This window comes from Caulobacter sp. DWP3-1-3b2 (assembly GCF_049896325.1).
GTDB lineage: Bacteria > Pseudomonadota > Alphaproteobacteria > Caulobacterales > Caulobacteraceae > Caulobacter.
In genome coordinates this window covers 24,186-36,581 of sequence record NZ_JAFCUB010000041.1, presented here as the reverse complement: position 1 = coordinate 36,581, position 12,396 = coordinate 24,186, and the positions used below count along the sequence as shown (strand labels likewise).

At 67.9% G+C, this 12,396-nt stretch carries 12 protein-coding genes; 4 read left to right on the top strand and 8 right to left on the bottom strand.

The features are described from left to right. Window positions 1-192: 192 nt before the first annotated feature. On the top strand, window positions 193-1,419 hold the full coding sequence (locus ACP7AG_RS18980) for a dipeptidase (protein ID WP_426032763.1): 1,227 nt from the start codon (window positions 193-195) through the stop codon (window positions 1,417-1,419). 122 nt (window positions 1,420-1,541) lie between these two features. Here the strand turns inward: ACP7AG_RS18980 and msrQ are convergent, their stop codons facing one another. The 3 genes from msrQ to ACP7AG_RS18965 form a co-directional block, all read right to left on the bottom strand. Then, the gene (msrQ, locus tag ACP7AG_RS18975; RefSeq protein ID WP_426014846.1) at window positions 1,542-2,192 is read right to left on the bottom strand and encodes a protein-methionine-sulfoxide reductase heme-binding subunit MsrQ; all 651 of its coding nucleotides are present in this window, start codon (window positions 2,190-2,192) and stop codon (window positions 1,542-1,544) included. Continuing rightward, the gene (gene msrP, locus ACP7AG_RS18970; protein ID WP_426014848.1) at window positions 2,192-3,112 is read right to left on the bottom strand and encodes a protein-methionine-sulfoxide reductase catalytic subunit MsrP; all 921 of its coding nucleotides are present in this window, start codon (window positions 3,110-3,112) and stop codon (window positions 2,192-2,194) included. The genes msrQ and msrP overlap by 1 nt, the downstream gene beginning before the upstream one ends. 201 nt (window positions 3,113-3,313) lie before the next feature. Then, the gene (locus ACP7AG_RS18965) at window positions 3,314-6,187 is read right to left on the bottom strand and encodes a bifunctional [glutamine synthetase] adenylyltransferase/[glutamine synthetase]-adenylyl-L-tyrosine phosphorylase (RefSeq protein WP_426032761.1); all 2,874 of its coding nucleotides are present in this window, start codon (window positions 6,185-6,187) and stop codon (window positions 3,314-3,316) included. A 98-nt stretch (window positions 6,188-6,285) separates the two neighbouring features. Here ACP7AG_RS18965 and ACP7AG_RS18960 point away from each other — a divergent pair, with 98 nt between their 5' ends. The 3 genes from ACP7AG_RS18960 (at window position 6,286) to ACP7AG_RS18950 (ending at window position 7,790) form a co-directional block, all read left to right on the top strand. Continuing rightward, window positions 6,286-6,654 (top strand): BlaI/MecI/CopY family transcriptional regulator, encoded by a 369-nt coding sequence (locus ACP7AG_RS18960; protein ID WP_426014856.1) that lies wholly within the window; start codon window positions 6,286-6,288, stop codon window positions 6,652-6,654. Further along, complete coding sequence (locus tag ACP7AG_RS18955) at window positions 6,644-7,537, top strand: M56 family metallopeptidase (RefSeq protein ID WP_426032759.1); 894 nt, start codon at window positions 6,644-6,646, stop codon at window positions 7,535-7,537. Before ACP7AG_RS18960 ends, ACP7AG_RS18955 begins: the two co-directional genes overlap by 11 nt. 91 nt (window positions 7,538-7,628) lie before the next feature. Further along, a complete protein-coding gene (locus ACP7AG_RS18950; RefSeq protein WP_426014860.1) occupies window positions 7,629-7,790 on the top strand; it encodes a hypothetical protein in 162 nt (53 codons plus the stop codon). Between the two features lie 108 nt (window positions 7,791-7,898). Here the strand turns inward: ACP7AG_RS18950 and ACP7AG_RS18945 are convergent, their stop codons facing one another. The 5 genes from ACP7AG_RS18945 to ACP7AG_RS18925 form a co-directional block, all read right to left on the bottom strand. Beyond that, window positions 7,899-9,305: a sensor histidine kinase gene (locus ACP7AG_RS18945; protein ID WP_426032757.1), complete on the bottom strand. Its 1,407-nt coding sequence runs from the start codon at window positions 9,303-9,305 to the stop codon at window positions 7,899-7,901. 3 nt (window positions 9,306-9,308) lie between these two features. Then, window positions 9,309-9,623, bottom strand: a complete 315-nt coding sequence (locus tag ACP7AG_RS18940) for a type II toxin-antitoxin system RelE/ParE family toxin (RefSeq protein ID WP_426014863.1) — start codon at window positions 9,621-9,623, stop codon at window positions 9,309-9,311. After that, window positions 9,624-9,845 carry a hypothetical protein gene (locus tag ACP7AG_RS18935; protein WP_426032755.1) on the bottom strand — a complete coding sequence of 74 codons (222 nt, stop codon included), beginning with the start codon at window positions 9,843-9,845 and terminating at the stop codon, window positions 9,624-9,626. It abuts the gene before it with no gap. 33 nt (window positions 9,846-9,878) lie between these two features. Further along, on the bottom strand, window positions 9,879-10,550 hold the full coding sequence (locus tag ACP7AG_RS18930; RefSeq protein ID WP_426014867.1) for a response regulator transcription factor: 672 nt from the start codon (window positions 10,548-10,550) through the stop codon (window positions 9,879-9,881). 149 nt (window positions 10,551-10,699) lie between these two features. Beyond that, window positions 10,700-12,289: a trypsin-like peptidase domain-containing protein gene (locus ACP7AG_RS18925; RefSeq protein ID WP_426032753.1), complete on the bottom strand. Its 1,590-nt coding sequence runs from the start codon at window positions 12,287-12,289 to the stop codon at window positions 10,700-10,702. Window positions 12,290-12,396: the final 107 nt, after the last annotated feature.

Sequence of the window (12,396 nt, the reverse complement as noted above, 5' to 3'; positions counted from 1 at the left end):
ACGGCAAGCCCGGCCCCATCGTCATGCTACGCGGTTGGCGCAGCCTCCAGGACCGCAAATGCGGCTGGACCCTGGCTAACTTACAGGCCGCCCTCAGACATGTGTGAATCTGCTAGCCCACAGGGGGAGGAACACCTTGACCGCATCCCCCCAATCCCGGAGCGTGGCCGAGCAACCTGTTTCGGAGCCCCAATGTCCCGCCTGCTTCTCGCCCTGCTCGGCTCCGCCGCCCTTCTCGCCCCCGCCGCCCCCGCCGCCGACGCCGCCGACGCGCCCATTTCCAAGGCCGATCGCGCCGCCCACGAGGGCTACCTGATCCTCGACACCCACCTCGACACCCCTGAGCACTTCGCCCGCCAGGGCTGGAGCATGGTCGATCGCCATGCGGTGACGATGGATGGCACCGAGGTGGACCTGCCGCGCATGAACGAGGGCGGCCTGGATGGCGGGTTCTTCGTGATCTACACCACGCAAGGCGCCCTGACCGCCGAGGGCTATCGCGGCGCTCGCGACTTCGCCCTGAACCGCGCCACCGAGATCCGCGAGATGGTCGCGGCCCACGCCGACAAGTTCGAGCTGGCCTACACCGCCGACGACGCCGCGCGGATCAACAAGTCCGGCAAGAAATTCGTCTTCCAGAGCATCGAGAACAGCTGGCCGATGGGTGAGGACCTCACCCTGATGCAAACCTTCCACGCCACCGGCGTGCGCCTGGCCGGGCCGGTGCACTTCAAGAACAACCAGTTCGCCGACAGCTCGACCGACAAGCCGATCTGGCATGGCTTCTCGCCGCTGGGCCTGCGCTGGCTGGCCGAGGCCAACCGGCTGGGCATCGTCATCGACGTCAGCCACGCCTCGGACGACGTGGTCGATCAGGCGGTGCTGCTGTCAAAGGTCCCGATCATCGCCTCGCACTCGGGCGCCAAGGCGGTCTTCGACCACCCGCGCAATCTGGACGATGTACGCCTGAAGAAGATCGCTGACGCCGGCGGGGTGATCTGCATCAACTCGGTCTATCTGAAAGCCACGCCCACCAGCCCCGAGCGCAAGGCCGCGTTCGAAGCGATCGGCAAGGCGCCCGACAGCGAAACGGCCAGCGAGGCCGAGATCGTCGCGTTTCTGAAGAAGAAGGCCGTTATCGACGCCAGGTATCCGCCGATCCGCGCCAGCTTCGAGGACTTCATGGGCAGTCTGCTGCACACCCTCAAGCTGGTCGGTCCCGAGTATGTCGGCATCGGCGCCGACTGGGACGGCGGCGGCGGCGTGGTCGGCTTCGAGGACGTCGCTGACCTGCCCAAGGTCACCGCCCGGCTGAAGGCGGCCGGCTATACCGACGCCGACCTGTCGGCGATCTGGGGCGGCAACGTGCTGCGCGTGATGAAGCAGGCGCAGGACTATGCCAAGACGGCGGCGAAGTAGGGGCGGACACTTGCCCCCTACGGACCGCTTCGTGGTCGTCTTCCCCCAGAGGGGGAAGAGCTCAGCCGCCGCCAATAGCGCGAGGCTCCGCCCCCTATGGGGGCGGACAGACCGCGCAGCGGTCAGGTGGGGGCAAGTCTAGGTCTTCCCCTGCCCCACGCATCCCAGAACCGCCACCCCATCAACACCGCCAGGATCGCCGCATAGGCCAGGGGCGGGCGATGGTCGGCCTTCACCAGCAGATAGTAGTGGGCCACGCCCAGCGGCACGATCAGGTAGATCAGCCAGTGGATCCTCTGCCAGGTCGCCCGGCCCAGCCGGCGGATCATGCCGTTGGTCGAGGTCACCGCCAGCGGGATCAGCAGCGTGAAAGCCCCCATGCCCAGGGTGATGAAGGGCCGCTTGAGGATGTCCTTCCACAGCTGGCCCCAGTCGAAATAGAGATCGACGCCGATATAGGTCAGCAGGTGCAGGCAGATATAGCTGAAGGCGAACAGGCCGATGGTCCGCCGGAAGCGTACGAGGCGCGGCTTCTTCAGTATCCGGGCGGCCGGGGTTACCGCCAGGCCGACCAGCAACAGGCGCAGGCCCCAGACGCCGATCTGGCGGATCAGGGTCTCGATCGGATTGGCCCCCAGGTCGCCGCTGAACCCCCGCCAGGCCAGCCAGACCAGCGGCGCGAGACAGGCCAGCCAGACGGCGGCGTAGACGAGGTTGTCCCGGGTCTTGGAGGGCCGCTTCTTGGCCGCGACCCGCTTCAACGTCGCGTCCATCAGAAGGTCTTCCGCAGGTCCATGCCGCGATAGAGGTCGGCGACGTACTGGCCATAACCGTTGAATGGCAAGGTCTCGCGGCGGCGAAACTCGCCGATCCGGCGCTCGGTGGCCTGGGACCAGCGAGGGTGGTCGACAGCGGGATTGACGTTCGAATAGAAGCCGTATTCGCGCGGGGCCAGCACGTTCCAGGCGGTGGCCGGCATACGCTCGACCAGGCTGATCTTGACGATCGACTTGATGCCCTTGAAGCCATATTTCCACGGGACGACCAGCCGCAGCGGCGCGCCGTTCTGGTTGGGCAACACGTCGCCATAGAGGCCCACGGCCAAGATGGCCAGCGGGTGCGTCGCCTCGTCGATGCGCAGGCCCTCGCGATAGGGCCACTGCAGGGTGTCCCATTTCTGGCCCGGCATTTCAGAGGGACGCATCAGGGTTTCGAAGGCCACGAACTTGGCCTTTGAGGTCGGCTTGACCGCCGCGATCAGGTCCTTCAGCGGGAAGCCGACCCAGGGGATGACCATCGACCAGCCCTCGACGCAGCGCATGCGATAGATGCGCTCCTCGAGCTTCTGGCCCTTGATCAGGTCGTCGATGGCGAAGGTCGTCGGGGCCTCGCAGGCGCCGTCGACCCGCACGGTCCACGGCCGGGTCTTCAAGGACCCGGCGTTCTCGCCGGGGTCCTCCTTGTTGACCCCAAATTCGTAGAAGTTGTTGTAGGTGGTGATGTCTTTCTTGGGGGTCCGCGCCTCGGTGGTCGAGAAGCCCGGCTTGTAGGCCAGACCCCGGGCGTTCGCCGCGCCGCCCGCCCCCGCCAGACCCAATCCCGCCGCGCCTGCGATGAACTGCCGCCGGCGCAGGTAGAGGCCCTGATCGGTGACGTCGTTGTCGGTCAGGTCGGGGGCGTTGCGGATCAGCATGGCGGGGTTCCGGGCGGGGTCTTCATAGGAAGATACGTGCCGGAAGGGGGTTTGGTTACATCGAAAAGCTCCTCCCCCTGTGGGGGAGGCGGCCGAAGGCCGGTGGGGGGAGCTTTGGGTCGCCCTGTCCGGGTCGTGGCCGTCGGCCGATCATTCCCCCCACCGTCGGCTTCGCCGACACCTCCCCCAGAGGGGGAGGACCTATCTCACCACCGCTTCAAACCCCGCCCGCGCCGCCGCCTTGGCCTTGGCCAGCTTGCCCTTCAGCGACCCGAACGCCCGAACACCGCCCGCCCGCGCCATAAGCGCCCGAAACGCCTTGGGTTCGGTGTCGGGATCGTGCCCGTCCTCCAACGCCACCTTCAGCAGTTGCGACAGGTCCTGCTCCAGCCGCCAGGCCGCCTCCAGCGACGCCATCGCGGTCTTGTCGCCAAGTCCAGCCGCCTGCAGCGCCACCAGCGCCTCGCCGGTGTTCTGCGCCAGCGGACCTCCATCCGCCGCATGCACGAGTTGCAGGAACTGGGCGGCGAACTCGATATCGACAAGGCCGCCGGGCGTCAGCTTGAGGTCCCAGTCGCCCTTGCCGGGCCGCTCGTCCTCCATCAACTGGCGCATCTCCAGCACGTCGACGGCGGTGTTCCTGCGATCGCGGGCGCGGCGCAGAGCCCCCGCGATCGCGCCCTCGGCCCGCGCCTGGAAGCCCGGCGACGAGGCCCAGACCACCCGCGCCCGCGTCAGGGCCAGCAGCTCCCAGGTCTCGGCCTCGCGGTCGTAATAGTCCTCGAAGGCCGCGAAGCTGACCGCCACAGGCCCCTTGGTCCCTGACGGTCGTAGCTTGAGATCCACCTCGTAGAGCGTGCCCTCGCCGGTCGGCGCCGACAAGGCCGAGGCCAGCCGCTGGGTGAAGCGGGCGTAGAAGCTTTCCGCGCCCCAGCCCTTGATCGCCGACATCTCGGCGGAACCGTCGGCCGCGTAGAGCGTCATCAGGTCGAGATCCGACTTGGCGGTCATCTCGCGCGACCCCGCCTTGCCCAAGGCCACCACCGCCACCTGGCCTAGGAAGGCCCCGCCCAACCGCTCGACTTCGCAGAGGGCCGCCGGGGCCAAGCCGCCCACGATCAGGTCGGCGAGGTCGGCGAAGGCCGCGCCGGCGTCGCGGGCGCCCGCCGTGCCGCTGATCACCCGCACCCCGATGCGGAAGGTCTGGTCGCGGAAAAAGCGCCGCGCGGCGTTCATCGCGCCTTCGAAATCGGCGGGATCCCACGGCGGGTCGCGCGGCATTTCCATGGGACCGAAGAAGGCTGGGTCGAGCAGGGCGTCGAGAGCCGTCGGGCGTCGCGCCAGCGTCGAGGCCAGGCGGGGGGCAAAGGCCATGACCTCGACAATTAGCTCGAACAGCCGTGGCTGGGCCAGGAACAGCGACTGGATCTGCACGCCGGAGCTCAGCGACGCGAAAAAGTCGGCGAAGCGGTTGAAGGCGTCTTCCGGTGCGCCGGTCGCGTTGGCCGCGTCCAGCAGGCGCGGCGCCAGGCGGGTGAACAGCTCGCGGCCCCGTTCGGTGCGGGTGGCGGCGATGCGGCCGTGATGCCATCCACGAATGGTGGCGGCCACGCGCTCGGGACGGGCGAACCCCATGCGCTTGAGGGTGGCCAGGGTTTCGGGATCGTCCTCGACGCCAGTGAATACCAGGCTGCCGAACCGCGACGACAGCTCTTCCTCGCCCTTGAACAGCGCGCCGTAGCGGCGGTTGACACCCTTCAGCAGGTGCCCGACCACGGCGTCGAAGCTGCGTAGATTGCCATGGCCCCATAGGGCCGCGACCCGCTTGCGATCGGTGTCGGACTCCGGAAGCTTGTGGGTCTGGTCGTCGGCCAGCATCTGCGCCCGGTGCTCCAGGGCGCGCAGGTCGCGATAGGCCTTGGTGAGATAGTCGCGGTCCTGCCGCGTCACGTGGCCTGCGTCCGACAGGGCGGCCAGCGCGTCGAGGGTCCGGGGGCTGCGTAGGTTCGCGTGCCGACCGCCGAGGATCAACTGCTGGGTCTGGACGAAGAACTCGATCTCGCGGATGCCGCCGCGCCCCAACTTGAGGTCCGCGCCCTTGGCGGTCAGGCGGTCGTCGACCTTGTAGGCATGGATCTGACGCTTGATCGAATGGATGTCGGCGATGGCTGCGAAGTCGAGGTTCTTGCGCCAGATGAACGGCTGAAGTTCGGCCAGGAACGCCTCGCCGCGGGCGATGTCGCCGGCAGCGATCCGCGCCTTGATATGGGCCGCCCGCTCCCAGTTCTGGCCGACGCTCTCGTAGTACTCCAGCGCCGCGTCGATCGGCATGGCGGGCGGGGTCGAGGAGGGGTCGGGGCGCAGGCGCAGGTCGATGCGGAACACGTAGCCATCGGCGGTGCGCTCGGCCAGCATCCGGCCCAAATGGTGGGTCAGGCGCACCGCCACGCCCTGCGGCTCGACGCCCTGCGCGACCGGCAGGGCGTCGGGGTCGTAGAAGATCGAGAAGTCGATATCGCTGGAATAGTTGAGCTCGAACGCCCCGTGCTTGCCCATGGCGATGCAGAACAGGCCGGGGATGGGGCCATCCTTGCCTTCACCGACATGGGTCAGGGCGCCGCGCGCCACCTCCAGTCGGGCCGCCTGGGCCAGGGCCGCGTGCAGGGACGCGTCGGCAAAGCGGGTCAGGGCGGCGGTCACCGCATCCAGGTCCCAGACCCCGCCCAGGTCGCACAGAGCCGTCAGCAGGTGAAGGTCGGCCTTCAGTTCGCGCAACACCCGCCGGGCGGTCTCGAAGTCTGGTTCGGCGGCCACGGTCTCGGCGGCGGCCAGAATCTGAGCGAGCCGCGCGTCGGGATCGCTGTCGAGGATCGACAGCAGCCGCTGGCCGTCCCGCCGCGCCAGGCCAGCCAGGTAGGGCGAGGCGGAAAACACCGGCGCCAGGGCCGGCCAGGCGGCCTCGACCAGGCGCATGGCCTCGCCGGCCTTCTTGCCAATCGCCTCATGCGCCCGTTCGGCGGCCTTCGGATCGAGGATGGGGCCGCAGGGGGTGAGGCGTTCGAGCAGGCGAGTCATGCCGCGCACTGTGGCGTGAGGCGGCGCTCAGGTCGAGGTTCACCGCTTGACAGCCTAGGTTACAGGCGTAATCGTTGGCGCTTGAGATGCGAGGCGCCATGAACATCACCCAGGCCGAGAGCCGCATCATGGACGCGCTGTGGTCCCGCCATCCGCTGACGGTGGACGAGATCATGGCGGAGGTCGCCGAGCCGCAGGGTTGGGGCGAGGCGACGGTCAAGACGCTGATCAACCGCCTGCTGAAGCGCAAGGCGATCCGCTCCGACCGCATCGAGGGCCGGGCCCGCTACGCCCCCGTCGTCCAGCGCGCTGACTATGTGCAGGCCGAGAGCCAGGGCCTGCTGAACCGGCTGTTCGACGGCCAGCTGACGCCGCTGGTGGCGCATTTCGCCCAGCATCGCGCGCTGTCGGCCGACGAGATCAAGCAATTGAAGACGCTGATCGCGGGTCTTGAAGATGGTGGCTGAACTCCTCGCCCTGACGCTGCTGCGCGCCCAGGTCGCCGCCATGGCGGCGGTGCTGCTGGTGCTGTTGCTGCGCGGCCCCGCCCGCAGCTGGATCGGCGCCCGCCTGGCTTACCGGCTATGGATCCTGGTCCCGGCGGCCGTCCTCGCCAGCCTGTTCCCCAGTCTGTCCGAGGCCTTGGAGGCCGGCGCGCCCGCGGCCCCGATGGGCGAGACCCACGCCATCACCGTCTTGGCCGCCTGGATGGTCGGCGCTCTGGTCGCCGCCGGGATCATCGTCCAGCAGGAGGTCGCCTTCCGCCGCCAAGCCGGTATCGGCCAGGCCGGTCCCGCTGTCATGGGTGTGTTGTGGCCACGCATTGTCTTGCCATGCGACTTCGCGGAGCGCTTCGACGCCGAGGCGCGGCGGATGGTCGACCTGCATGAACGCGCCCACATCCAGCGCGGCGACCCGCTGGCCAATCTGGCGATCGCCGTGGGCCTGGCGCTGGGCTGGTGCAATCCGCTGATCCACATCGGCGCGGTCTGCGCCCGCCTGGATCAGGAACTGGCCTGCGACGCCCAGGTGCTGAGCCTCCGGCCCACCCTGCGGAAGGTCTATGCCGAAGCCCTGGTCAAGGCGCACGCCGCCCGCACCGGCTCGCCGCTGGCCTGTTTCTGGGCGGCCCATCCCTTGCTGCTCCGGGTCAAGCTGCTGGCTCAGCCCGAGCCCAGCGAAGAGCGCCACGCGACCGGCGCGGTGTCGATCGTCGGCCTGGCCATACTGACGGCTCTGGTCGTCTGGAGCGTCACCCCGCGCGGACCCATGCCGCCACACTTCATCTGGCCCGGCGAGGTGATCGAGCACCAGGTCGACGGCATCAACCTGCCTGCGTTGCGCCGCTAATCACCCCGACGTTCCCGGCGTCGCGTCGGTTGACGTTTGGAATTACATCTGTAAGTTTATAAGACTACAGACGTAATCTTCCGGGTGGGCCATGACCTTCATTCTGCGGATGCCGGAGGCGCGGGGGCGCCGAGCCTGGCGCAAGCGCCGCTACGCGATGATCCACGAAGGCTCCGACGAAACGGGCTACTGCGCCACCCGCCAGGGTCGCGACCGCTGTTACGACGTGAAGATCCAGATGTGGGGCGGCTAGAGCATTTTTCGAGCGAAGTCGTTCCGGTTCGCGTGAAGAAAAATGCGTCAAAACAGAAGATTAGAGCTCACGGCCTGACGCATTCAGGTCGGGAAATGCTCCAGGATCCTACTCCACCCGTGGCAACACCAACGCCACCCGCAGGCCGGGGCCGGAGCCGTCATAGACGCCTGGCCCCTCGGCCAGTTCCAACCGTCCGCCATGCGAGACGGCCACGGCCTGGACCAGCGACAGACCTAGCCCCGCGCCGGGCTCGCTGCGGCTGTTCTCCAGGCGCACAAAGCGCTGGACGACACGGGCGCGGTCTTCCTCGGGCACGCCGGGCCCCGTGTCGGTGACCGAGAACTCCAGCTCGCCAGACGAGCGGCGACGGGCCCGCAGCATCACCGCGCCGCCTTCCGGCGTATATTTGATGGCGTTGTCGAGGATGTTGGCCAGGGCCTGGGCGATGAATTCGCGGTTGCCACGGATGTTCAGGGCGGGGGTGATCTCGGCCTTGAAGTCCAAACCCTTGTCCTCGCAGCTGGCCTCATACAGCTCGGCCATGTCGGAGGCCAGTTCGCTGGAGTCGAAGGTCTGCTGGTCGGGGGCGTCGCCGGCCGCCTGCAAGCGGGCGATGGCCAGCACGGCGTTGAAGGTCTTGAGCACGCCGTCGGCGTCGAGCAGGGCGGTTTCGAGGGCGGCCATCGCATCCCCCTTCCCGTTCTCGGCGTCGATCAGGGCCACTTCCATGCGGGCCCGCAGCCGGGTCAGGGGGGAGCGCAGGTCGTGGGCGATGGCGTCGCCGGCGTGGCGCAGCCCGCCCATCAGTCGCTCGATGCGGTCGAGCATGTCATTGAGGCCCACGGCCAGCTCGTCATACTCGTCGCGGGTGCCGCGCACCCCGGCCCGGGCGCGCAGGTCGCCGGACCGCACGGCGTTCACCACATCGACCAGGCCCTGCATGCTGCGCGAGACATTGCGGCTGATGATCACCCCGCCCGCCAGGCCCAGGATGATGACCAGCGCGCCGGCCCCCCACAGGGCTCGGACGATCTTCATCACATAGCCTTCGGACTCCTGGACGTCGGCCCCGACGAACAGCGCCTCGCCGCCGCTTAGCCGCTCCTGCACCCCGCGCGCCGCGCGCCTGACCTCGGCGCCGTCGATGTCGGTCTCGGTGAGCTTGAAGCCCTCCCAGGTCGGACCCTGGCCTTCGAAGTCGTCGATCGGCGACTCCTCGATCGAGCCGGAGATTCGCTTGCCGTCCTTGTCGAGCAGCAGGTACAGGAACGGCCGCTCGCCGGTGGCGCGCTCGACGATGGTCTGGTTCAGTGCGTTGACCCCACCCACCCGGTAGGCGGCCTCCAGGCTCTCCATCTCGCGAGTGATTTCGGCGTCGGCGCGGCGGTTCACCTCGCCGGCCGTGGCGATGTAGATATAGCCGAGGAACGCGCTGGCGGCGGCCGCGAACAGGGCCAGGAACAGCAGGGTCAGCCGGAACGGCGTCGATCGGATCAGGCGCGGCAGACGCATGGGCTAGCTCTTCTTGCCGAGCAATGCCGCGACATCGCGGCGTGTGTCGACGATGCGGAGGACAAGAATACCCGCGTCATCGGGCAAGGGGTCGTAGACGACGAGCCATGGTGCGACGGTCAAGCCATGCGGATCGCCCCGAAAATCCCGCCGACGCCGCCCGAGACCTGGGCGTTTTGCCAAGCGCAGCAAGGCGGCGTCCAGTCGCATGATCACTGCCTCAGCGCGCGCCTCGCCGCTATCTTGGGCGATCCACGCATAGATGCGGTTGAAGTCCGCCTGAGCCTCGCGGGACTTTACGACCTTCGGCTCGCCCATTCAGCCCTGGCGACTTTTTCTGAACTCTCGTTTGGCCTCCGCGAGCATCTTTTCAAAATTCCACGGCTCGGAAAGCCCTTCGACGTGCTCGCGGCGCGCCTGGTCAAGCGACTCGTTGATCGCGTCGCGATTGCGCGCGATCCAAGCGTCCATCTCGGCCCCGGAAAGCTCAGGTCCGAAGTCGTCTTCATCGTCGGGAACGGGCTGGGTCAGCTTGTTCATGGCCCTCAGCCTACCACAGCCAAACCGCGCCGCCTACGGATCGAGGCGGTAGCCGGCGCCGCGGACGGTCTGCAGCATGGCCCGGTCGAAGCCCTTGTCGATCTTGCTGCGCAGCCGGGAGATGTGCACGTCGATGACATTGGTCTGCGGGTCGAAGTGATATTCCCAGACCTTCTCGAGCAGCATGGTGCGGGTCACCGACTGGCCGGCGTGGCGCATCATGAATTCCAGCAGCTGGAACTCGCGAGGCTGGAGGTCGATCTCCTTGCCCTGGCGATGGACCGTCCGGTTGATCAAGTTCATCTCGAGCTCGCCCACCTTCAGGGTGGTGGCCACGGCGCCGGTCTCGCGACGGCGCGACAGGGCCTCGACGCGAGCGATCAGTTCGGCGAAGGCGTAGGGCTTGACCAGATAGTCGTCGGCGCCGGCCTTCAGGCCGATCACGCGGTCGCCGACCTCGCCCAAGGCCGACAGGAACAACACCGGGGTGTTGTCACCCTCGCGGCGCAGGGTAGAGACAACCTCGACCCCGTCTTTCTTGGGCATCATGCGATCGACGATCATCACGTCGAAGCCGCCCTTGCCGGCCTCGGTCAGGCCGGCCTCGCCATCGGGGGCGTGAACGCATTGATGGCCGGCCTCGGTCAGGCCGTGGCTCATGGCGCCGGCCGCTTCGAGATCGTCTTCGATGATCAGAATACGCATTTCAGGCCCCTGGATGCACGCCCTGGCACACGAAAAGGGGGCGTCACCGAATCGGTGACGCCCCCGTCGTGTTCGTCGTCACGGCATGGATGGTGACGTGATCCGCGCGCGGGGGAAAGCCCCCGCGCGACGGTGTTCCGCGCCGAGCCCTACGGCGCGATCTTCAGCGGCACGATCGTCGGACGACCGGCGCGGACGATGCGAAGATTGACGCTGGGGCGCTGCAGCTTCTTGGCCGCCTCGACCGCCGCCGAAACCTGCGACGCACTGGCGACAGGATCGCCATTGACGCTGGTCAGGACGTCGCCCTTGCGCAGGCCCTTCTCGCCAGCGTCGGAGTTGACCTTGACGCCATCGATCAGCACGCCCTTGACGGCGGGGTCGATGCTGTAGGTGCGACGGGCCGCGTCATCGATCGGCGCCAGGCTCATGCCCAGGGCTTCGGACTTCTGGGTCTGCGGCTTGGTCGGGGTTTCGCCACCGTTCTGGTCGGTGTTGTCGCCATCGACCGCCAGTTCCTTCTCGGTCGGCCGGACGCCCGACTTGATCTCGACCGTGCGGGGCTTGCCGCCGCGCAGGACCGACAGCTTCAGGGTGTCGCCCGGACGGCCCTTGGCCACTTCGCGAGTCAATTCCGAGCCGCTCTTGATCGCCACGCCGTTGACGGCGGTAATCACGTCCTCGGGCATCAGCCCGCCCTTCTGGGCCGGGCCACCCGCCACCAGGTCGGCGACGATGGCGCCCTTGACGTCCGACAGGCCCTGGGCCTCGGCCATTTCGGTGGTGAAGGGCTGGATCTGGGCGCCGATATAGCCGCGCACGACCTTGCCGCCAGCGATCAGCTGCTTGGCGGTGTTCTCGGCCACGTCGGCCGGGATGGCGAAGCCGATGCCCACCGAGCCGCCGGTTGGCGAGAAGATCGCAGTGTTGACCCCGATCACCCGACCATAGACGTCAAACGACGGACCGCCGGAGTTGCCGCGGTTGATGGGAGCGTCGATCTGGATGTAGTCGACGAAGGTCGACGAGCTGTCGCCCAAGTCGCGATTATAGGCCGAGATGATGCCGGCCGTGGCGGTGCCGCCCAGGCCGAACGGGTTGCCGATGGTAATCACCCAGTCGCCGACCCGCGGCTTGGCCTGGTTCTCGAAATTCACAAAGGGGAAGGCCGCGCCCTTGGCCTTGGGATCAACCACCTTGAGGACCGCCAGATCGGTGCCCTCGTCGCGACCGACGATGGTGGCCTTCAGCTCGCGGCCGTCCTTGAGCACAACATTGATGCCGTCATCATCGGCGTCGGCGACGACGTGGTTGTTGGTGACCAGATAACCGTCGGCCGAGATGAAGAAGCCCGAACCCGACGACTGCTGCTTGGGACCGGGGGCGGCTTCCTCGCCGTCCTCGGGCTTCTGGCCGCGCGGCACGATGTCGAAGCCTTCCAGGCCTGGGATGCGCAGCTTCGGCGCGGCGGCGGCCTTGGACGTCACGTCGATCTGCACTACGGCGGGCGAGACCTGTTCGAAAATGTCGGCAAACGACAGCGGCGCGCCGGGCGGCGGAGCGAACATCGCGGGCGGAGCACCCGCGGCGGCCACGGCGGCGCCAGAGGTGCGGATCACCTGCGGCGCCGCGTCGGCGCTCGCCGGACCCATGCGCATGCCGACACCGACCAGGGCCGCGCAGGCCACGCCCGCGCCAGCCACCGCGCCGACAAAGAAACCAGACTTCCTAGCAGCCATCTTACGTCTTTCCTCACCCACGGCGCACTGCGCCGGGTCCTTGGCCTGAGAACCTAGTTGCGCTAGCGAAAGGCGCAATGGTCTTCAACTGATCTTTGCGCCACGCT

Bases quoted from the DNA above. Each gene is read 5' to 3' on its own strand.
- ACP7AG_RS18980 (WP_426032763.1), top strand. From the start codon at position 193: ATGTCCCGCCTGCTTCTCGCCCTGCTCGGCTCCGCCGCCCTTCTCGCC.
- msrQ (WP_426014846.1), bottom strand. From the start codon at position 2,192: ATGGACGCGACGTTGAAGCGGGTCGCGGCCAAGAAGCGGCCCTCCAAG.
- msrP (WP_426014848.1), bottom strand. From the start codon at position 3,112: ATGCTGATCCGCAACGCCCCCGACCTGACCGACAACGACGTCACCGAT.
- ACP7AG_RS18965 (WP_426032761.1), bottom strand. From the start codon at position 6,187: ATGACTCGCCTGCTCGAACGCCTCACCCCCTGCGGCCCCATCCTCGAT.
- ACP7AG_RS18960 (WP_426014856.1), top strand. From the start codon at position 6,286: ATGAACATCACCCAGGCCGAGAGCCGCATCATGGACGCGCTGTGGTCC.
- ACP7AG_RS18955 (WP_426032759.1), top strand. From the start codon at position 6,644: ATGGTGGCTGAACTCCTCGCCCTGACGCTGCTGCGCGCCCAGGTCGCC.
- ACP7AG_RS18950 (WP_426014860.1), top strand. From the start codon at position 7,629: ATGACCTTCATTCTGCGGATGCCGGAGGCGCGGGGGCGCCGAGCCTGG.
- ACP7AG_RS18945 (WP_426032757.1), bottom strand. From the start codon at position 9,305: ATGCGTCTGCCGCGCCTGATCCGATCGACGCCGTTCCGGCTGACCCTG.
- ACP7AG_RS18940 (WP_426014863.1), bottom strand. From the start codon at position 9,623: ATGGGCGAGCCGAAGGTCGTAAAGTCCCGCGAGGCTCAGGCGGACTTC.
- ACP7AG_RS18935 (WP_426032755.1), bottom strand. From the start codon at position 9,845: ATGAACAAGCTGACCCAGCCCGTTCCCGACGATGAAGACGACTTCGGA.
- ACP7AG_RS18930 (WP_426014867.1), bottom strand. From the start codon at position 10,550: ATGCGTATTCTGATCATCGAAGACGATCTCGAAGCGGCCGGCGCCATG.
- ACP7AG_RS18925 (WP_426032753.1), bottom strand. From the start codon at position 12,289: ATGGCTGCTAGGAAGTCTGGTTTCTTTGTCGGCGCGGTGGCTGGCGCG.